Source organism: Leisingera sp. S232, from assembly GCF_049800895.1.
GTDB lineage: Bacteria > Pseudomonadota > Alphaproteobacteria > Rhodobacterales > Rhodobacteraceae > Leisingera.
In genome coordinates this window covers 16715-37340 of record NZ_JBNAFX010000013.1, presented here as the reverse complement: position 1 = coordinate 37340, position 20626 = coordinate 16715, and the positions used below count along the sequence as shown (strand labels likewise).

Below are 20626 nucleotides of genomic sequence, written 5' to 3'. Positions count from 1 at the left end.
AAAGCTGCTCCCCTGCGTACAGCCGCAGGGGAAACTGCCTATAGGAAACGGATCACACCCTGCCCCGCCAGCCAGGGCGCCCAGCGGGAATGCCAGGCGTGGATCAAAGAGGATATGCCGTCCCGCGACGTGTATGTCGGATAGGCCAGCATGTTGCGGATGGATGGCAGCTCCATCAGAACGTCTGCATAACGGCTTGGCGCGACCTCTGAACAATGCGTCAGAACCAGCCACGGCAGATCATGCAGCGGTGAAATCACAGCTTGTGTTTCCGGACACAACAAAGTCCGGTTGACCGGCAGGATTTCCTCCTGACGTGCGATCTGCCCGCGCACCTCCCCGGACAATGCAAAGGCACGGGGATCCGCCACTTCGGGTAATTGGAACCCTTTGTTTGCAAAAGCAATAAACCCGCTGTTATGCAGCATTTTGGCCAGCGCATTCTGCGTGTAAGGGTCCGTCGCCTGACGGCCAACATCACACAGCGCCACGGCCGGATGCGGCGCAGAAGCTTTGCCCATAGCGTCAAACACCGACAGGAAGCCATCCTTGACCGCAACATTTGCGACGCTTGGCAGCAATGTCATGAAACCGGCTGGCATCTCCAGCGCCGCCCGCGGTTCGCTGCCTCCGTCCTGCGGCCGGGAAAACAGGGAAACTGCAAAAGTTGTCTTTTCGCGCAGCGCGTTCACATCCTCCCAATACAGGGGATCGGCGACCGGCAGGGCGCGTTCGGCCACCGGCATCAATGCCGCATCCGACAAATGCGGCCCGCGGAACATCAGCCCGTCTTCCGCCATCTCCGCAGCCACCTGCAGATGCGTGAAACAAGTCCAGTCCTGACACAGGTATTCATGGCGCAGATAGGCCAGCCTGTCGCTTTCGCCGGCCCCAAAAAACTCCGACGCCGCGCCGCCATGGGCGCTTTGCATCAGATCGATCCCCTGCGACAGCGCCGTGTCCTCGGGAACGCCGCGGGCAATGGCCTCCACCATTAGGCTGCGCACCTGCGGCGCACTCAGCCGCTCCGAGGAGCCAAGATTGTAACTTGCAGCAAACAACCCGTTCTCTTTCAGGCTGTCCGCAACAACACGCCGCAGCGAACGCCGCACTTCGGGTGCAACCCAGCTGAGAATGCCATGTGCCGCAGCGAAATCCAGCGGAGGCAGCATACCCGGAACAATGTCCTCAAAGGCCGCGTTGATAAAGGTAACGTTGTTTACACCCAGATGGCGGGCAAACGCCTGGGCAGCATCCGTGTGCTCAGGCATAAAATCAATTCCATAGAAGTGCCCATGCGGCATCGCCTGGGCCAGAAAGATAACCGTCAGCCCGAAACCGCAGCCGAAATCGGCATAGGTGAACGGTTCCATCGGATCCGGAGAGGCACAGCCTCCCGCCCGTGCCGCAGCAGCGATCCGGCGGGGATCGAACTTGATATGGACGCTCTTGGTATAGGCTGAATTCGTGTAATAGCCGCGGTCTTTGATAACCGCCTCGGGAAATGCCATTTTCTTTACTCCAACGTGGTCCTGCCGCCGCAAGCCAGCACGTCCGATAAAGCCTGAAAGCTTGGCAGCGCTTTCCTGCTGCTCACTGTTCGATAGCAGCAGCTTATGGGCAATTCGCCTTTGTCTATACTCAGGCCAAGATGTGATGTGAGGAGCGCCGCAGCCCCCTCCCCGTCAGCAACCGCGCCGCCGCCGGGATTCTACCCTTTCTTGCCAAAAGGCTCCGGCCCTCGTCTTCAAATATAGTAAAATTTGATGAGCCTATCTGCCTGGCATGCGGAATCATGGCAATTGTAAGGCGGCCGCCTTTGCAGGCACGCATTCTGCCATCGCTTCCCCGCCTGCTTAAAACCAAATCCGGTTAGGAGAATCTATATGATTATGCAAATGCTGATGGGCCTGATTCAGAACATGATGCAGCAGGGCCAGATGAACAATCTGCAAGGCCAGCAGGACGGCGCCAAGGACGATCTGAAAACGCAAGGCGACGACTTCAAAGAGCAGATGGGCAAGCTCGAGAAGAAGGACGAAGAGCAGACCAAGCTTCTTGAACAGCTTCTGGCCCAAAGCGGCGCGCAGGGCGGCAACCACCAGTGCGGCGGTGCTCAGGCCGGCCAAGGCGGCGGCATGGGCGGCCAGGGCGGTCAAGGCTGCGGCGGAGGTTCCCACGCCGGTGGCGGTATGGGCGGTGCTCAGGCCGGTGGAATGAGCCCAGCCATGGGCGGCGGCCAGAACCAGAGCCCGAGCTTCGACAACATGCAGTTCAACTGATCTTGGCATGGCGGCCAGCTGCTGTCGTCTGACAGCAGCCCCTTCCCCTCGGATCACGACGCCTGCCTGGCACCAGGTTTCCAGTAGAGAGTTCACCCGGCCCCTTTTCCGAAGGGCCGGTTTTTTCTGTTCAGCAACCATGTGAACCGATCCGCCCGACCGAAACTGCTGATCCTATCGCACCCCCGGCCACTTGCGCCACTGTTGTGCTGCTGTCTTTGCCCGTTGAAATCTCGGGAGGATCAGGCCTGCTATTCTGCCGCCCTACCCTAACGAAACACCCCGTCCACAGACATCCTGCACAATCAGCGTCTGATTTCATGAGGCAAAACGAGCAGGCGACGATGGAGCGGATACCACTGCCGAAGCCGCGTCTAGATATGAGGAAGGTCAGGAAACGATCCCGGGGATCGTTTTTCCGACGATTGGATGAACTACATCAAACGCCTCGGCCAATCCCTGATGGCGAGAGACTTTGAGCGGCACGTCGCGGAAGTCCAGGTCTGCGTCGCGGCTCTCAACCGCGACACGACTCTGGGCAGACCTGTCACAGAACCCGTAAACTCTGTCTGGGGAAAGGGAAAGTGCGCTCACAAACCGATTTGTAAAACAAAGTCCAATGGGGAGCAGGTCAGTTCCATTGAGCACAAGGATAGCAGTGAAGTTTGCCCGGATTGAAGGAGCTTGTGGTTTCACAGAGCATAAGGCTTATGCGCCGCCGCGAAACAATGAGTATCCCCAAGGGGTGAATTTGATTGGAAGATGAAAGTGTTCCTCGATCCGGTCTACACCAAAGTGGAACTCTGCCGTTTCCAGGAAGCCGGGATTGGATATGTTCACGTCGGCCGCTCGAAAGTATGATCCGACATCAAAGCGAAGGATGTACAAACCACGTTCGGCCCCTATGCCTTTTGCGATCGGGTGTACAAGCAGTCCGCTTTCGTTGCATTCGCCCTTGGCGACTTCGATCTCAGAGCAGCCGTCCAACCGCAGCAATTGAACCCGAAGCCCCTCTGCCGGAACGCCTCTGGATATGTCGACGGCATGAATCGAGATGCCCCCGGGCGTGTGATCCGCATCTGTCATGTAAGCCCCCCATTTGAAATGGTCATGGCTCTGATGGTGGCATATGCCTGCATTTCAATCCATGCTGAACTCTGCAGGGTTGGCATTCTATAAATTAGCATCCATTGTCCAGGCTCCAACCCGTTTCGGGCAGCCAATCAAGCTCGTGGGTTCGCATCAAGAAGGATGGTTGTCATGGCGCTGCATCTTGTTCCCAGGTCAATTCTCTATTTTGAACATGTTGCACAGCTGGGCTCAATCCAGGCGGCGTCCCGAAAAATCGGGATATCCGCGTCGGCGATCCATCGGCAGATTGTAGCAATCGAAGAAGCCGTCGGCGAACCGCTGTTTGAACGCGAAGCCAATGGGATGACGCTCACGCCGACAGGATATCTGATGCTGGAGCTGGCTCGGGATTGGCGCATTGACAGCGCCCGGCTCTGGTCGACGATCCAGGAAGCTCGCGGTGTCGAGCAAGGAACCATCCGAATTGCCGCCATGGACGGGATGGTGAACGGGCTTGTTCCAGAGCTCGTTCACGCGCTTGCAGGGAGGTTCCCCAAGATCCAGCCCGAAATCGAGATCACAAGCCCGGATGCGGCCGTCAAGGGGCTCATCAATGGTGAGTTTGATCTTGCGGTCGTTGTGAATGTTGCCGAACAGGAAAAACTCAAAGTCCATTGGTCGCAGGATTTCCCCTTGGGCTGCATTTGTACAAAGGACCACCCTTTGGCGCAAAGGAGCGGCCCGAAACTGGCAGAGATTATTTTGCACCCAATCGTTTTCCAAAGTTCAGCGCTTGCGATCAGAAAGCTCTTGGAATTGCGGCACTCTTGGATATTCGAACGGCCAAGCGCATCGGTCGTCGTGAATTCCATTCAGTTAATGAAGCAACTTGTCGTGTCGGGCAGCCATGTCGCGATCACATCGGAACTGGATGCCGCACCAGAGATCGAGACGGGAGCCTTGATGTTCTTGCCAATCAAAAACCAGGATCTTTTCGAACAAAAGTTTTCGGTGGTCTCCAATGCGATGATACCTGAAAACGCTGCGACGACAGAAGTGCTGAGCCTGACAACAGACATCATGATCCGCCGCTATGGCTCGCTGGGGTCAGGGACCGCGGAATAGCCCCGGCATCCATTCTAATAATTGGAATGTTAGGTTCTGTTTTATTCCATAGATTGAAATAAACTTACCTCGTAACCTCGAATCAAACATCATGGATTCTGGGCATGGCTTCACTTCACGACCTGAACACAGGCGACGTAAAATCGGTTGTCCGGCTGTTAGAGCCACTGATCGAACGAGCACCTTACATTGCTGCAAAAGTTGCAGACAAGCGACCATTCCTATCTTGCGAGGACCTCATAGAGGCGATTGGTCACGAACTGCACCATCTTGATTTGGAACAAAAAATCGCGCTGTTCCAGGCCCATCCGGAACTGGCCCCCGACAATCCTCTGACCATGACAAAAGCGTCGCAGGGAGAGCAAGGGCGGCTGGGGCTGACAGACGAGACATCAAGTTTCAAACAGCAGCTGGACACTTTGAACGCTCAGTACACCAAGACGCATGGCTTTCCCTTTATCACCGCACTTGTCCGTCATCAGAATATGGAAAGCGTGTTGCAGGAATTCAAAGCCCGCCTTCAGGAAACCACTGAGGCAGAAACACGACGAGCGCTCATAGAGATTGCCACGGTCAGTTCTGAGCGCGTACGGCGCACTTTCGACGCTTCAATTCCCTCCAAATCGCCAAAGGTTGAATGACCATGTCGACCGAGCCATCAAATCTTCAAGGTCAACCTGCTCCCCCCAAAGGATCCAGCCGAGCGCAGAGTTGGGGAGGAGAGATCGGGGCTGTCGCGTTGTTTGCCTTGAGCCTGATTTTCATCTTCGGAGGGCTGAAGCTTGGGTTGGGCTCCTTTTTCCGGCTCGGCACCGGTGCATTCCCGTTTTTCAGCGGGTCAATTCTGGCGGTGCTGGCAATCTTTGTCGGCCTCCATGAATGGCGCAGCAAAGGGCTGAGCCACCCGCCGGATTGGATCAGTTTCCTGGCCATTGTTGCTGCGATTGCCATCTTCGCAAGCACAGCCGACCGTCTTGGCCTTGTTCCTGCAGTCTTTATGTCTGTCATCATCGCGAGCTTCCCGGATCGCAGTCTTTCGCTCGTGGGCAAGGCGATTTTGGGCGCTATCGTGTCTGCCGCTTGTTGGGTCTTGTTTATCCGACTGCTCAATCTGCCGTTCAAAGCATTCGTGGGGATGTAGGTATGGACATCCTTTCCAGCTTCTATTCTGGCCTGCTTGTCGTCTTAGAGCCGCATAACCTGATGTACTGCTTCATCGGGGTTTTTGTCGGCACATTCATTGGCGTTCTGCCCGGCATCGGATCAATGGCCGCAATCGCCATGATCCTGCCGCTTACGTTCTATCTGGAACCGACCAGCGCCCTGGTGATGATTGCCGGTGTCTACTATGGCGCTGAATATGGTGGCTCGATTGCATCGATCCTGATGAATATCCCGGGTACACCTGCGGCATCGATCACCGCAATTGAAGGCTATCCGATGGCCAAGAAGGGCCGTGCCGGCGTGGCGCTTTTCTCGACGGCAACAGCGTCGTTCGGTGGCGGCATGATCGGAATGATCGTCATGGCAGCCCTGTCTCCATCCCTGGCAAAACTGGCACTTTCTTTTGGCCCTGCAGACTACTTTGCCGTCATCCTATTGGGATTGATCGCAGCATCGGCTGTCAGCAACGGTGGAGCGCTAAAAGGCATCACGATGGTCGTCGCCGGGCTGATGCTGGGGACAATCGGCATCGATCTGACGACTGGCGATCTGCGGTATACCATGGGCATTCCGGAATTGCGCGACGGCGTGCATATCGTCATCGTCGCAATGGGCCTGTTCGGTGTGAGCGAAGTCATCGCATCCATCCGCACCAACAAGGGCGGGTCGATCGCGCAAAAAATCGACTACAACCACTTCTACCCGACACGCGAGGAATGGAAGTCTTTGTTTGCACCGATCATGCGCGGCGGTGCTATTGGGTCGGTGTTTGGGGCATTGCCGGGCACTGGCCAGACAATCGCAGCCGCGATTGCCTACGCCGTTGAGAAGCGCGTGAATCGGGCTAAAAACCTGTTTGGAACCGGCGTGGTGCCCGGCGTTGCCGTGCCCGAAGCGGCCAATAATTCGGCCACCCAGACCGCGTTCATCCCCACGCTCACATTGGGTGTCCCCGGCAGCCCGCCTATGGCAATCGTCATCGGTGCTCTGATGATCTACGGGATTACGCCAGGCCCGCGCCTGCTGACCGAAGAGCCCGACCTGTTCTGGGGACTCGTGGCCAGTTTCCTTGTGGGCAACGTGATGCTGATCATCCTCAACATTCCGTTGATCGGCATCTGGGTCCGGCTTCTGCAGATCCCCTACAAATACATGTACCCGACGATCATCGTGCTGATCTGCATCGGGGTCTACAGCCTCAACAACAACGTTTTCGACATATGGCTGACGCTGATCATCGGTGCTGTCGGATACTGGATGAAACTTTACAAGTTCGAACCAGCGCCCTTGTTGCTGGGCTTTGTGCTTGGCCCGCTGATGGAAGAGCAGTTGCGCCGCGCGATGCTGCTCTCTCGTGGCGACCCAATGGTCTTTCTGGAACGCCCAATCAGCGCGACGCTGATTGCGATCACCGTCGCTGTCCTGATCTACGCCTTTTACGCGGCCATCCGGGCAAAAAAAATAACAGCTTCAGCATCAAGCGAAGTACAACAGGAAGGACCAAACACATGATACGCAATTACCTAAAGTCTATTGGTGCAAGTGCGATGGCGCTGTCGCTACTCTGGGCACCTTCGGCGATGGCAGAACCCGGCGCCTGGAGCGATGAACCCGTTCGGATCGTCGTGACCTTCCCGCCAGGCGGCGCCAGCGATCTGGTCGCACGTCTGCTGGCGCAATACCTGGACACCGAGTTCGGCCAGAAGGCGGTGGTCGACAACCGCCCCGGGGCGGCGGGCACCGTCGCGGCAGACTATGTCGCGCAGCAGGACCCGGATGGCACAACGCTCATCCTGGCCAACAACGCGCCTTACACAATCGCCCCGACGCGCTTTAAGTCGATCCCCTATGATCCAGTGAACGGAGCCACACATGTGGCTTACATCGGCGCCTCTGCGCCCGGACTGTTCGTGCAGCCTTCGGCTGGGATAAAGTCGCTGGAAGACTATATCACCCACGTAAAGGACACGCCGATGACCTACGGGTCCAGCGGCGTAGGTTCGATCTCGCACATTCTGGGCGAAGCCGTCGATGCGTCTTTGGGTGTTGAATCCATCCACGTTCCCTACAAGGGAAGTTCACCGGCCATTCAGGACTTCCGCGCAGGTGTACTCGAGTCCTTCTATGACCTGGCCGTTCAGAACAGCGACATGATCGAAGACAAGGAAGCGGTTGCCATTGCCATTGCCTCATCCGTGCGCAATCCCGAGCTGCCCGATGTGCCCACGTTCAAGGAACAGGGATACGACATCGTAGTCGAGAACTGGGTGGGCCTGTCCGGACCGGCAGGCATTGATCCCGCGACCGTCAGCAAGATTAACGAAACCGTTCTGGCGGTCTTCGCCAACCCCGAAGTGCAGGACCGGCTGACAGAGCTTGGCATCACCCACCGTGCCATGGATTCACAAGGCTACACCGACTTTGTCGCCAACCAGATCGAAGTCTGGGCACCGCTGATCATTGCGACCGGCATTGCAGAGTAACCTCTCTCGTTGCTGCCCCGTCCACGGATGGGGCAGCCGCAAATTTGAAGCTCAGGAAATGGCTTTGATGCTGTAACCGCCCCCTTTCCCCAAAAAGGGAATGGGAGACGCGGCTCAGGTCTCGCTCACACCCAGGAACCGGTCTGCAATCTCTGCCGGCAGCGCGTTGATCCGCCCGGCCCAGGCATTGCTGCCCTTGTTCAGGATCACCGCCCGGTCAGCCACGGCTGACAATTCCTTCAAGGATTTATCAACCACCAGGATCGACAGCCCTGCCTCGCGCTTGAGCCGGGCAATCGCGGCCCAGATTTCCTGCCGCACCACCGGGGCCAGCCCTTCGGTTGCTTCATCCAGGATCAGCAGCCGCGGGTTGGTCATCAGCGCGCGCCCGATGGTCAGCATCTGCTGTTCGCCGCCCGACAATGACCCTGCCACCTGTGTCCGACGTTCCTCCAGCCGGGGGAACAGCCGGGCCACTTTGGCGAAATCCCACAGCCCCGGGCGGGCGGCAGCGATCAGGTTTTCCTCTACGGTCAGCGGTGCAAAGCAACGCCGCCCTTCCGGCACCAGACCAACCCCCAGCCGGGCGATCCCATGCGACGGCAGCTGCCGCAGGTCGCGGCCATCGAACCGCAGCTCCCCTTTGGAGGCTGCCAACATGCCGCAGATCGTCTTGATCGTGGTGGATTTGCCCATGCCATTGCGGCCCATCAGCGCCACCACTTCGCCTGCGCCAACCTCCAGATTGACCCCGAACAGCGCTTGCGCCGGACCGTAGGATGCTTCCACCCCTTGCAGTGACAGCAGGCTCATGCAGCGTCCTCCTCTCCCAGATAGGCACGGCGCACCTCGGCGTTGGCACGGATTTCATCCGCGGTGCCGGTGGCGATGATCTGGCCATAGACCAGCACGCTGATCCGGTCGGCAAGGGCAAAAACCGCATCCATGTCATGTTCGACCAGCAGGATCGGCGCCTCTTGCCGCAATCCATCCAGGAACCCGGTCAGCGCCCTGGAGCCTGCCGACCCAAGCCCCGCCATCGGCTCATCCATCAGGAACAATTTCGGCTCAAGCGTCAGCGCTACCGCCACCTCCAGCTGGCGGCGCTGGCCGTGGGACAGATCCGCGGTGCGGCGGTCTGCGTTCTCAGCCAGCCCGAGCCGGTCCAGCGCCCCATGCGCAGTTTCCAGCAGATCCGGATCCTTCATCACATTGCGGAAAAAGCGGAACGGGCTGCCCCTGCCCCCCAATGCACCCAGCACCGCATTCTGCAGCACCGTGTATTCCATTGCCAAGGCAGAGATCTGAAACGTCCGCCCCAGCCCCATCCGCGCCCGCGCCACAGTGTCCAGTGCGGTCACATCCCGCCCCAGAAGCTCCACCGTGCCGCTGTCCGGCACCAAATTGCCGGCAATCTGTTTGATCAGGGTGGATTTCCCCGCCCCATTGGGTCCGATCAGCGCGTGGATTTCCCCCGCGCGCAAATCCAGCGACACATCGCGGCTGGCCTGCAATGCACCAAAGCTTTTGCTCAGGCCATGGGTTTTCAGAACCACCTCAGCCATGTGCCTTCTCCCGTCCGGCAAGCGCCCCGATCAACCCGCCACGGGCAAACAGCACGATCAGAAGCAGCAGAACACCCAGGAAGATCTGCCAGTAGTCGCTGATGCCCCCCAGAAGATGCTCCAGCAAGATATAGAGCGCGGCGCCGACCACTGGCCCGTAGAGCCGCCCCACGCCACCAAGGATCACAAAGATCATGATTTCGCCGCTGGTGTGCCAGCTGAGCATAGTGGGGCTGACAAAGCGGTTGAGGTCGGCAAACAGGGCGCCCGCCAGCCCGGTGATGGCCCCGGAAATCACAAATGCCGTCAGTCGCAGCGTAAAGGGGGTGAGACCAACCGCCTCGACCCTGTCTGCGTTCTGCCGCGCCGCCGCCAGCGCCAGCCCAAAGGGCGCGCGCGCCAGCCGGGCGGCAAAAAACAGCGCCAGGCACAGAATTACATAGGCAATGGCAAAGAACTGGATCGGGTCCAGCGTGTTCAGGCCCGGGAAGTCATTGCGCACCCAGATCGACAGCCCGTCCTCGCCGCCATAGGCGCTCCAGCTGATGGCAAAATAGTACAGCATCTGGCCGAAGGCGAGCGTGATCATAATGAAATAGACGCCTGAGGTGCGCAAGGAAAGCGCCCCGATCACCAGCGCAGCACAAGCGCTGCAGACAATCGCCACCAGCCAGATCAGCGGCATCTGATTGCTGCCCTCAAACAGGAACGGCCATTCGAACAGTGGTTCATAGTTCTGGGCATGGGCCGCCAGGATGCCCATGGCATAGCCGCCGATGCCGAAAAACGCCGCATGGCCCAGGCTGATCAGCCCGCCAAGGCCAAGCGCGATGTTCAGCCCCACCCCCGCCAGCGCCAGGATCGCCGCCTTGGTTGCCAGCGTGATGATAAAGGGTTCATCCAGGCTCCAGGCCGCCAGAGGCACGATCAGCAAGGCTGCAATCATTGCCCAATTGAGAAAGCTCTCGCGGGTCGGCATCATGTGCTCCCTCCATACAGGCCCGAAGGGCGCACCAGCAGGATCGCCGCCATCAGAATGTAGATCAGCATCGACGCCAGCGACGCGCCGGCAGAGGCCGCGCTGGCAGGTTCCATGAACAGGGTGAAAAGCCGCGGCAGGAACACACCGCCCAGCGTGTCGGTCATCCCAACCAGCAGCGCACCGGCCAAGGCGCCCTTGATTGATCCGATACCGCCGATGACGATCACCACAAAGGCCAGGATCAGCACCGGCTCCCCCATGCCGACCTGCACCGACTGGATCGCCCCCACCAGCGCGCCCGCCAGCCCGGCCAGCGCCGCGCCAAGGGCGAAGACCAGCGTGTAGAGCCTGGAAATATCGACGCCAAGCGCCGCAATCATCTCGCGGTCGGCCTCCCCTGCGCGGATCTGGATACCGATGCGGGTGCGGGCAATCAGCAGGAACAGCCCGACCGCGATTGCCAGGCCAATCAGGATGATTGTCAGCCGATACAGCGGGTATTCAATGCCACCCGGCAGGCTGACCGGCCCGGACAGGTAGGATGGCACGTCCAGAAACAGCGGGAACGAGCCGAACAGCCAGCGGGTGCCTTCGGAAAAGATCAGGATCAGCGCAAAGGTCGCCAGCACCTGGTCCAGATGGTCACGCCGATAAAGCCGCCGGATCACCACCAGCTCCATCAGCGCGCCAGCGGCGGCGGCGGCGGCAAGACTGGCCATCAGCGCCAGCAGGAACGATCCGGTCCAACCCGCAACAGCGGCAGCCGCAAAGGCACCAACCATATAGAGCGCGCCATGCGCCAGGTTGATCAGCCCCATCACCCCGAACACCAGCGTCAGCCCGGCGGCCATCAGGAACAGCATGACACCAAGCTGCAGCCCGTTCAGGATTTGCTCCAGAACTAGAATATAGGTCATTTCATTTTCCGCAGGAGACGTGTTGCCGCGACGGAGGCGCCGGGCGCCTCCGTCCTGAGCCGGGTTTTACATCTTGCACGCGCCCGCATAGGCGTCGGCATGATCGCTCAGTCCGGTGGCGATGATCTTGTTGGTGAAAACGTCACCTTCCTTGATCACTTCGCGCACATAGATGTCCTGCACCGGATGGTGGTTCGGACCGAACTTGAAATCGCCGCGGACCGAGGCAAACTCTGCCGCCTTCAGCGCCGCGCGGAACGCGTCCTGATCCGAAACCTCAGCCTTGTCCAAGGCGCTCAGGATCAGGTTGGCCGTGTCATAGCCCTGGCTGGCATAGAGCGACGGCAGACGGCCGTATTTGTCCTGAAAAGCCGCGACAAAGGCTGCATTGGCCGGATTGTCGATGTCCTTGTTCCACTGCGACGTGTTCTTCACACCCAAGGCTGCCTCGCCCACGGCCTGCAGGATGCCCTGATCAAAGGAGAACGCCGGGCCGACCACCGGCAGATCCACACCGCTGCCCGCATATTGCTTGAGAAAGGAAATCCCCATGCCGCCGGGCAGGAAGAAATAGACCGAGTCGGCCCCCGAGGCCCGGATCTGGGCGATTTCGGCGGCATAGTCTGTCTGGCCCAGTTTGGTGTAGATCTCCCCGGCCAGGTCACCGCCGTACATGCGTTTGTAACCGGTCAGCGCATCCTTGCCTGCCGGATAGTTCGGCGCCAGGATGAAGCTGTTCGTCAGCCCCGCCTCATTGGCATAGGCGCCTGCGGCCTCGTGCAGGTTGTCGTTCTGCCAGGCAACATTGAAGTAATTTTTGTGGCAGCGTTTGCCTGCCAGAGCCGAAGGACCGGCATTCGGCGACAGGTAGAACACATCCTGTGCGGTCGCCGCAGGCACCACCGCCATCGCCAGATTCGACCAGATGATGCCGGTCAGAATGTCCACTTTCTCGGACTGGATCATCCGGTCGGCAATCTGCACCGCCGCATCGGGTTTGCGCTGATCGTCTTCGATCACCACCTCGACTCCCGCGCGGCCATCCTGTTCGATCGCCAGCATGAAGCCGTCGCGCACATCCACGCCCAGCCCTGCCCCACCGCCGGAAAGGGTTGTGATCATGCCGATTTTAGTGTCGGCCTGGGCCGCAGCCGCCAGCGCCGGAATGGCTGCCGCCATGGCGAGCATCCGAATGGTTTTCATAACGTCATGTCCTCCCAGAATATCCCGGCCCGCCGGCCGGGTCTCTTGTTCAAATGCCTGCGACTTTAGCGCCGCCCCGGCAGAAGCCAAGACCCGCTGCACCGCATGGCCCTGTGGCTGATCTTGTGCCAGCCTTCACCGCAAGCCTACGCAGGCTTGGATATATATTTCAAGATTAAAATACTTGGGGCGATTTTGTTGCTCTCATTGCGGCACCTGCATCCCCGGGACTGTTGCAAGACATACGAGGGGCCAGCCCCTCGTGCTCCCCGGAGTATTTCGGGAAAGATGAAAACAGTCTGGCACCCCTGCCGCGGCGGCCTGCTTCAGCGCTGCCCGAAACAGCCGGCCAGATGATCAATCAGCGCCCGGATCCGGGCGGTCAGGTGACGGCTGGAGGGGTAGACTGCATAAAGTGCCATCGGGTCCGTTTCCTGTTGTTCAAAAAGCACTTGCAGCCTGCCGTCCCGCAGAAACGGCAGCGCGGTATAATGCGGGCAGCGGGCAATGCCGAGACCGCTGGCCGCCATATGCGCCACGGCCCGTGGTGAATTGGCGCGAAAGCTGCCGCCAATTGTGACAGTCCTTTGTGCAGCGCCCTTACCAAAGACCCAGGCATCCGGCTGCGGCGCGGTCATCTGTAGCAGGCAGTTGTGGGTTGCCAGTGCCTCTGGCTCTGCCGGTTCCCCTTCTGCCGCCAGATAATCTGGAGACGCCACCACCACCAGACGCATATTGCAGAGCTTGCGCGCCACCAGTGTCGAATCCTTCAGGGCGCCGAAACGGACCGCAAGATCCACTCCTTCCTCCAGCATTGGCAAGTGGCGGTCGGACAGCACCAGCTCCACCGCAACCTTGGGATGCGCCTGCTGGAACGGCTGCAGCGCCTCCACCAGTTCGCGGCTGCCAAACCCTGTGGGCGCGGTGATGCGTATGGGGCCGGCCAGCTCCTGCTGGCGCAGCTGCACCACGTCCTCCAGTTCATCGAACTGATCCAGCAAAGGCAGGCAGCGCTCCAGATATGCGCGGCCTGTATCACTCAGCGTTACCTTGCGGGTGGTGCGATTGAGCAGCTGGGCGCCCAGCTGCTCCTCGAGCCGGGCAACGTATTTGCTGGCCAGTTTGGTGCTGATCCCCAGCTGTCTCGCTCCGGAGGTAAAGGAGCTTTGCGCCGCCACCGCAGCAAAGGCACGCATACAGTCCAGTTTATCCATGGCGGGGGGCTCCGTTTTTATGAACACTGCATACATAATTATTCCATGATTTGGAATATTATCGCCCAACCAAGGGGGGCCTATATTGCCAGTGTCTTAGAAAACCCAACGGCCCCGGCCGCAGCACAAGGACCCCAGCCCATGGCAAACCCGATCCGTATTCACAGCTTCCCTCTTTCCGGCCACGCCCACCGGGTGGAGCTATTTGCCAGTCTCACCGGTATCGCCCATGAAGTGGTGAACGTCGATCTCGCCGGCGGTGAACATAAACAGCCGGCCTTTCTGGCGCTGAACCCGGCAGGCCAGGTGCCGGTGATCGAGGACGGCGCCGCGGTGATCAGCGATTCCAATGCCATTCTGGTTTATCTGGCCCGCAAATATGCCCCCTCCTGGCTGCCGTCAGATCCGCTGCAGGAGGCCGAAGTGCAGAAGTTCCTGACCCTGGCGGCGGGAGAGATTGCCTTTGGCCCGGCGGCGGCACGCCTGATCACCGTGTTCAACGCCCCTCTGAACGCAGAGTTCTGCGCCACCGTCGCGGCCCGCGTGCTGGGCAAGATCGACGCCCATATGAAAGGCCGCGGCTTTCTGGTCGGGGATGCCCCCACTATCGCGGATGTAGCTGTTTATTCCTACATCGCCCATGCGCCAGAAGGTGGTATTTCACTGGACCCCTACCCCAATGTCCGCGCCCTGCTGGCCAGTATTGAGGGCTTGAAGGGCTTCAAACCGATGCCCGCCACCAAGGCCGGCCTTGCCGCCTGATCCCAGCTGCGGCGGCGTCAATCGCCGCCGCCTCTCTCCAGACACAGGAGGGTCCAATGGCCCATGATGCAGCACCCCCATCCCCCTTTCATCCCGGCGAACAGGACATGCAGCGCCGCGCCGGCAAGCGCGAGATGGCAGAGACCCTGGGCCGCAGGATGATCCGCCCCTTTATGCCGGATGAGCATCGGGCGTTCTTCGCCCAGCTGCCGTTCCTTGCCGTCGGTGCCGTGGACGCGGATGGCTGGCCCTGGGCCAGCCTGCTGAGCGGCCCGCCCGGCTTTGCAACCTCACCCGATCCGCAGCACCTGCAGGTGTCGCACAGCGGCCCCGCACGGGATCCGGTCCGCGCTGCCATCCACACAGGGGCTGCTCTGGGCCTTCTGGGGATCGAGCTGCACAGCCGCCGCCGCAACCGGCTGAATGGGCGGGTCACTGCGGCAGATCCCCGGGGCTTCACCCTGGCCGTGGACCAATCCTTTGGCAATTGCCCGCAATACATTCAGGAACGCGGCCTGATCATGGTTGCGGATAGCCCCCCGGCAGAACCGCAGGTTTTTTCCCAGCTCTCAGCCGCGCATGCTGCGCTGATCGCCCAGGCCGATACATTCTTTGTTGCCAGCCACAACCCTGCCGCCAGCGATCCCCGGCATGCAGGCGCGGATGTTTCCCATCGCGGCGGGCGGCCCGGCTTTGTCCGGGTAGACGGCAATGCCCTCACCATCCCGGATTTCCGCGGCAACAACCATTTCAACACGCTGGGGAATTTCCTGCTGAACCCGCGCGCCGGGCTGGCCTTTGTGGATTTTGCATCCGGCAGCCTGCTGCTCTTGACCGGCACTGTGGAGCTGCTGGAGGAAGACCATCCGGATGTGACGATCTTTGCGGGCGCGCAGCGCGGCTGGCGCTTTGTCCTGCGCCAGGGCCAGTGGCTGGAAGCCGCCCTGCCCTGGCGGAGCGGAGCGGGCAGTTTTGCACCGCAGACCCTGCGCACGGACACCTGGAGCGAAGCCCAGACCCGTGCTGCTGAACCGGACGCCTAAAACGTCCCATGCACTGTCTTGCAAAATTTCTCTGGACAAGACTGTACAGGATTGGCAATGGATTGGACAGAAATGTCCAAAGGGCGGTTTCGGGGAGCCACCCCACCAGCCCTGAGGCAGCTGACAGGGAGCAAGACCATGAAGTCGCACTATCGTGCTGTTGTCATCGGGGGCGGCGTTGTCGGCGCCTCTGTCCTCTATCATCTGGCGAAATTCGGCTGGACCGATGTCTGCCTGATCGAACGCTCGGTTCTGACGGCTGGCTCCAGCTGGCATGCCGCGGGTGGTTTTCACGCTCTGAACGCCGACCCCAACATTGCCTCGCTGCAGGCCTATACCATCGACCTTTTGTCTGAGATCGAAAAGGAATCCGGCCAATCCGTCGGCATGCATATGACCGGCGGCATGACGCTGGCAGGCACCCCGGACCGCTGGGAATGGCTGCAGTCGGCCTATCGCACATTCCAGTCGATCGGCATCGACGACTGCCGCCTGATCACCCCGCAAGAGGCGGGCGAGCTGTGCCCGATCATGTCCACGGATGGCGTCCTGGGCGGCATGTGGGCCGACCGCGAGGGCTATGTCGACACCACCGGCACCGTGCACGCCTATGCCGGGGCGGCCAAGAAACGCGGCGCAGAAGTGATTGAACACAACCGCGTGCTGGAGCTGCACCAGGTGGAGGGCGGCTGGCAGGTTGTCACCGAAAAGGGCACCATCCACGCCGAACATGTGGTCAATGCTGCCGGTCTCTGGGCCAAACAGGTGGGCCGCATGGCGGGCATCGAACTGCCTGTGTCGCCGCTCAATCACCACTATCTGATCTCCGACACCATCCCGGAACTGGAGCAGCTGGATTTCGAAGTGCCGATGACCGTCGACCTCGAAGGGTTCACCTATATGCGCCAGGACCAAAAGGGCATCCTGCTGGGCATCTATGAAATCGACCACCAGCACTGGATGATGGACGGCGCGCCCTGGGAATACGGGTTCGAGCTGCAGCAGGAAGACCCCGACCGGATTGAACGCGAACTGACGCTGGGCTTTGAACGCTACCCGGCGCTGCAAACCACCGGCGTCAAGACCTGGGTCAACGGCGCCTTCACCTTTGCCCCCGACGGCAACCCGCTGGTCGGTCCGGTGCGCGGCAAGCCCGGCTACTGGTGCGCCTGCGGCGTGATGGCAGGCTTCCTGCAGGGCGGTGGCGTCGGCAAATCGCTGGCCGAATGGATGATCCATGGCGAACCGGAAGCAGATGTGTTCGGCATGGATGTGGCGCGGTTCGGCGACTACGCACAAAACAAGCGCTTCATCAAGGAAACCACCGGCCAGTTCTACACCCGCCGTTTCGTGATGACCTACCCGAACGAACAGCTGCCCGCAGGCCGCCCGCTGAAAAAGGCACCGGCCTATGACGGGATGACAGCCGCAGGCTGCCGCTGGGGGGCCAGCTACGGGCTGGAAGTCCCGCTTTACTTTGCCCCCTCCGAGGATTTCACCGAAACCCCGACCCTGAAACGCTCCAACGCCTTTGACGTCGTCGCAGAGGAATGCAAGGCAGTGCGCGCGGACGTCGGCCTGCTGGATATCTCCGCCTTTTCCCGGTTCGAGGTTTCCGGCGCCGGTGCCGAAGCCTGGCTAGACCGCATCATGGCCTCGAAGCTGCCCAAGCCAGGCCGCGCCAAACTGGCGCCGATGCTGTCCTCCGAAGGGCGGCTTAAGGGCGACCTCACCGTGTTTAACTGGGGCGACGGAACCTGGTGGATCATGGGCAGCTATTACCTGCGCGAATGGCACCTGCGCTGGTTCCAGGACCACATGGGCGAAGGCGTCGCGCTGCGCGACGTGACCGATGCCGTCACCGGCTTCAGCCTCTCTGGCCCGAACAGCCGCAAGGTATTGGAGAAACTGACAGACGGTCCCATTGCCGATCTGCCTTTCATGGGCTGCGGCACCTTCGACATCGGCCTGCTGCGTCTCAAGGTTGGCCGCCTCTCGGTCACGGGGGAGCTGGGCTATGAACTCCATTGTTCCGCCGCTGAGCACATCACCCTTCGCGAACTCCTGAAGGAGGCAGGCGCTGATCTGGGGCTGCGCGAAATCGGTTTCAACGCGCTGCTGAGCCTGCGGCTGGAAAAGAGCTTTGGCATCTGGAGCGCCGAGTTCACCCAAGGTTACACAGCCGCGCAAACCGGCATGGACCGCTGGATCGACTGGAACAAGGACTTTATCGGCCGCGCCGCCGCGCTGAAGGAACGCGAGTCAGGCGGTCCCGCGCAAATGGTGGTGACGCTGGAAGTCGCAGCCACGGACGCCGATGCCAGCGGTTACGAACCGGTTTGGCAGGACGGCAAACGCGTCGGTTTTGTCACCTCCGGCGGCTTCGGCCATACCACGGGCAAGTCCCTGGCCATGGCGATGCTGGACCGCGATGCAGCGGCAGAGGGTACGGAACTGACCCTGCATATTGTCGGTCAGGAACGCACCGCACGGGTGATTGCGCCCTCCCCCTATGACCCCGCTGGCACAGCGATGAGAGGTTAAGGCCATGACCATCGAAAACACCGGCGGACGCAGGCGGCGAGGACGCGGGGGCAACGCTGCCCCCACCCCGCAGCGCAATACAAACTACCGCCAGCTGAAAAACCCCTTCCCGCAGATGGAGGTCTTCCCGGCGCATCAGATTGCGGACATGCATGAAACCGCGCTGAAGATGCTGGAAGAGCTGGGCATGAAAGTGCTGCTGCCCGAGGCCCGGCGTATCTATGCCAAAGGCGGTGCTCGCGTCGATGAAGACAATGAAATGGTCTATATCGGCCGCGACATGGTTGAGGCCGCGCTGGCAACAGCCCCCCGCTCAATCACTTGCCGGGCCGGCGCCCGTGACCGCGACATCACGCTGGAACTTGGCAGCCTGGTCTTCCAGGCCGGCGCAGGCGCGCCCAATGCCACCGATCTGGAGCGCGGCCGCCGTCCGGGCTCGGCGCAGGACTATCTGGAATACCTGCAGCTCACCCATCATTTCGACGTCTTCCAGATGATCTCGCCCCAGGTGGAACCGCAGGACGTCCCCATCCATCTGCGCCACTATTTCACCACCGAAGCGCAGATGACCCGGACTGACAAGTTCCCCTTCATCTTCTCGCGCGGGACGCCGCAGGTGATGGATTGTTTTGAGATGATCCGCGATTTCCGCGGCCTGTCGGATACAGAATTCCAGGCGGAACCGCACTGCTACACCATCATCAATACCAACAGCCCGCGCACGCTGGACATTCCGATGGCGCAGGGGCTGATCGACTTTGCACGGCACGGCCAGGTCTCGATCATCACGCCGTTCACCCTGATGGGGGCAATGGCGCCGATCACCGTGGCAGGCGCCATCACTCTCAGCCATGCAGAAGTGCTGGCAGCCCTGACGCTGACCCAGCTGGCAAACCCCGGCGCGCCAGTGTGTTACGGCACTTTCACCTCGAATGTGGACATGAAATCCGGCGCCCCGGCCTTTGGCACGCCGCCGCATTTCCAGGCCTCCTTGGCGGCAGGCCAGCTGGCGCGCTTCCTGGGTCTTCCGTGGCGGTCGGCGGCCGGGTCGGCCTCAAACTGCAATGACGTGCAGGCGGCCAACGAGAACCAGATGGGGCTGTGGGGCTGCCTGATGGCGGGTGCCACGGTAATCATCCACTCAGCCGGCTGGCTGGAAGGCGGGCTGTCCGTTTCCTACGAAAAGCTGGTCACCGACGCCGAAGTTCTGAACATGATTGCCGAGCTGTGCGCAGGCGCGCAGGCAGGCACGGACGAGATCGGCTATGACACCGCACTCAAGGAGGTGGCGCCAAGCGGCCATTTCTTTGCCAGCCCGCAGACCATGGCGCGGTACAATACTGAATTCTACGAACCCGTGGTGCATGATTATGCCAATTTCGGCACCTGGAGCGAGCGCGGCGCTCTGGACACCAACCAGCGCGCCACACAGGTCTGGAAGGATATCCTGGCCCGTGATAACCGCCCGGCAACGGATGAAACCCGCGCTGAGGCCCTGCGAGGCTTTATCGCCAAACGCACCGCAGATGGCGGCGCCCCGCCGGAGAGCTGACATGGCCAGACGCGCCGCCCCGGTGCTGCACCGGGACAACCCTGACAAGGAACCGCTCAGCGGCCATGTGAAAGTGACGCCGGAGGATTGGCTGAACGTGGCGCGGGATCTGCTGATCAGCGAAGGGGTGGCCGGGGTCAAGGTGCTGGCCATCAGCGAGCGTCTCGGCGTCTCGCGTTCCAGCTTTTACTGGTATTTCAAAAGCCGAAAACACCTGCTGCAGGCGCTGCTGGACGATTGGGAAGCGCGCAACACAGAGCCGGTCCTGGCCCATTGCCGACTGCCTGCGGAGAATATCACCTGGGCGGTCTGCAATTTCTTTCGTTGTTTTGTCGATCCGGACCTGTTTGACGCCAGCCTGGATTTTGCAGTCCGGGAATGGTCACGCCATGACGGCCCGGTGCGCAGCCGGATTGACGCCGCGGACACGCAACGGCTGGCAGCGGTGACGGCGATGTTTGCACACCATGGTTACGAAACCTATGAGGCAGAGGCCCGCGCCCGGATCCTTTACTTTATGCAATGCGGCTATCACGCGCTGGAAGTGCGCGAGCCGATGCAGGCCCGCACCGCCCGGCTGGAAGGCTATCTGCTGGGTTTCACCGGAACGGAACCGGACCCAGTGGCAGTGGCCGCCGCACGCAGTTTTGCCGAAAGCAGGATGCCCGCCTGAACCGCCATCGGCAGCGGCCAGGACAAGAGACCAGGGCGAGGGGCCG

Annotated in this window: 19 protein-coding genes and 1 pseudogene; 12 read left to right on the top strand and 8 right to left on the bottom strand. The window is 60.6% G+C overall.

The window, feature by feature from the left end:
• Nucleotides 1-38: 38 nt before the first annotated feature.
• Complete coding sequence (locus ACP151_RS10275) at nucleotides 39-1511, bottom strand: methyltransferase (RefSeq protein WP_424978811.1); 1473 nt, start codon at nucleotides 1509-1511, stop codon at nucleotides 39-41.
• A gap of 375 nt (nucleotides 1512-1886) precedes the next feature.
• Here ACP151_RS10275 and ACP151_RS10270 point away from each other — a divergent pair, with 375 nt between their 5' ends.
• On the top strand, nucleotides 1887-2282 hold the full coding sequence (locus tag ACP151_RS10270; protein ID WP_424978810.1) for a hypothetical protein: 396 nt from the start codon (nucleotides 1887-1889) through the stop codon (nucleotides 2280-2282).
• Nucleotides 2283-2711: 429 nt separating this feature from the next.
• Nucleotides 2712-2960, top strand: a pseudogene (locus tag ACP151_RS10265) (hypothetical protein); the annotation flags it as partial.
• Between the two features lie 30 nt (nucleotides 2961-2990).
• Here the strand turns inward: ACP151_RS10265 and ACP151_RS10260 are convergent.
• On the bottom strand, nucleotides 2991-3368 hold the full coding sequence (locus ACP151_RS10260; RefSeq protein WP_424978809.1) for a hydroxyisourate hydrolase: 378 nt from the start codon (nucleotides 3366-3368) through the stop codon (nucleotides 2991-2993).
• A 174-nt stretch (nucleotides 3369-3542) separates the two neighbouring features.
• Here ACP151_RS10260 and ACP151_RS10255 point away from each other — a divergent pair, with 174 nt between their 5' ends.
• From ACP151_RS10255 to ACP151_RS10235, 5 genes are all read left to right on the top strand, one after another.
• Nucleotides 3543-4478: a LysR family transcriptional regulator gene (locus ACP151_RS10255; RefSeq protein ID WP_424978808.1), complete on the top strand. Its 936-nt coding sequence runs from the start codon at nucleotides 3543-3545 to the stop codon at nucleotides 4476-4478.
• A gap of 104 nt (nucleotides 4479-4582) precedes the next feature.
• Nucleotides 4583-5119, top strand: coding sequence for a 2-oxo-4-hydroxy-4-carboxy-5-ureidoimidazoline decarboxylase (gene uraD / locus ACP151_RS10250; protein WP_424978807.1), 537 nt, complete (start codon nucleotides 4583-4585; stop codon nucleotides 5117-5119).
• Complete coding sequence (locus ACP151_RS10245) at nucleotides 5116-5619, top strand: tripartite tricarboxylate transporter TctB family protein (protein ID WP_424978806.1); 504 nt, start codon at nucleotides 5116-5118, stop codon at nucleotides 5617-5619. Before uraD ends, ACP151_RS10245 begins: the two co-directional genes overlap by 4 nt.
• The gene (locus tag ACP151_RS10240; protein WP_424978805.1) at nucleotides 5559-7154 is read left to right on the top strand and encodes a tripartite tricarboxylate transporter permease; all 1596 of its coding nucleotides are present in this window, start codon (nucleotides 5559-5561) and stop codon (nucleotides 7152-7154) included. The genes ACP151_RS10245 and ACP151_RS10240 overlap by 61 nt, the downstream gene beginning before the upstream one ends.
• Nucleotides 7151-8125: a Bug family tripartite tricarboxylate transporter substrate binding protein gene (locus ACP151_RS10235; protein WP_424978804.1), complete on the top strand. Its 975-nt coding sequence runs from the start codon at nucleotides 7151-7153 to the stop codon at nucleotides 8123-8125. The genes ACP151_RS10240 and ACP151_RS10235 overlap by 4 nt, the downstream gene beginning before the upstream one ends.
• Before the next feature lie 114 nt (nucleotides 8126-8239).
• On the opposite strand, the gene ACP151_RS10230 is transcribed toward ACP151_RS10235, so the two are convergent.
• The 6 genes from ACP151_RS10230 to ACP151_RS10205 form a co-directional block, all read right to left on the bottom strand.
• Complete coding sequence (locus tag ACP151_RS10230) at nucleotides 8240-8938, bottom strand: ABC transporter ATP-binding protein (protein WP_424978803.1); 699 nt, start codon at nucleotides 8936-8938, stop codon at nucleotides 8240-8242.
• Nucleotides 8935-9690 (bottom strand): ABC transporter ATP-binding protein, encoded by a 756-nt coding sequence (locus ACP151_RS10225; RefSeq protein ID WP_424978802.1) that lies wholly within the window; start codon nucleotides 9688-9690, stop codon nucleotides 8935-8937. Before ACP151_RS10225 ends, ACP151_RS10230 begins: the two co-directional genes overlap by 4 nt.
• Nucleotides 9683-10672, bottom strand: coding sequence for a branched-chain amino acid ABC transporter permease (locus ACP151_RS10220; RefSeq protein ID WP_424978801.1), 990 nt, complete (start codon nucleotides 10670-10672; stop codon nucleotides 9683-9685). Before ACP151_RS10220 ends, ACP151_RS10225 begins: the two co-directional genes overlap by 8 nt.
• Nucleotides 10669-11589, bottom strand: a complete 921-nt coding sequence (locus ACP151_RS10215) for a branched-chain amino acid ABC transporter permease (protein ID WP_424978800.1) — start codon at nucleotides 11587-11589, stop codon at nucleotides 10669-10671. The genes ACP151_RS10220 and ACP151_RS10215 overlap by 4 nt, the downstream gene beginning before the upstream one ends.
• Nucleotides 11590-11655: 66 nt before the next feature.
• Complete coding sequence (locus ACP151_RS10210) at nucleotides 11656-12792, bottom strand: ABC transporter substrate-binding protein (protein ID WP_424978799.1); 1137 nt, start codon at nucleotides 12790-12792, stop codon at nucleotides 11656-11658.
• Nucleotides 12793-13118: 326 nt separating this feature from the next.
• Complete coding sequence (locus tag ACP151_RS10205) at nucleotides 13119-14006, bottom strand: LysR family transcriptional regulator (RefSeq protein WP_424978798.1); 888 nt, start codon at nucleotides 14004-14006, stop codon at nucleotides 13119-13121.
• Between the two features lie 141 nt (nucleotides 14007-14147).
• Between ACP151_RS10205 and ACP151_RS10200 the strand changes: the two genes are divergently transcribed.
• From ACP151_RS10200 to ACP151_RS10180, 5 genes are all read left to right on the top strand, one after another.
• The gene (locus ACP151_RS10200) at nucleotides 14148-14768 is read left to right on the top strand and encodes a glutathione S-transferase family protein (protein ID WP_424978797.1); all 621 of its coding nucleotides are present in this window, start codon (nucleotides 14148-14150) and stop codon (nucleotides 14766-14768) included.
• A 56-nt stretch (nucleotides 14769-14824) separates the two neighbouring features.
• A complete protein-coding gene (locus ACP151_RS10195) occupies nucleotides 14825-15811 on the top strand; it encodes a pyridoxamine 5'-phosphate oxidase family protein (protein ID WP_424978796.1) in 987 nt (328 codons plus the stop codon).
• A gap of 138 nt (nucleotides 15812-15949) precedes the next feature.
• A complete protein-coding gene (locus ACP151_RS10190; protein ID WP_424978795.1) occupies nucleotides 15950-18355 on the top strand; it encodes a GcvT family protein in 2406 nt (801 codons plus the stop codon).
• Between the two features lie 4 nt (nucleotides 18356-18359).
• Complete coding sequence (locus ACP151_RS10185) at nucleotides 18360-19907, top strand: trimethylamine methyltransferase family protein (protein WP_424978794.1); 1548 nt, start codon at nucleotides 18360-18362, stop codon at nucleotides 19905-19907.
• Between the two features lies 1 nt (nucleotide 19908).
• Nucleotides 19909-20580 carry a TetR/AcrR family transcriptional regulator gene (locus ACP151_RS10180; protein ID WP_424978793.1) on the top strand — a complete coding sequence of 224 codons (672 nt, stop codon included), beginning with the start codon at nucleotides 19909-19911 and terminating at the stop codon, nucleotides 20578-20580.
• Nucleotides 20581-20626 lie beyond the last annotated feature (46 nt).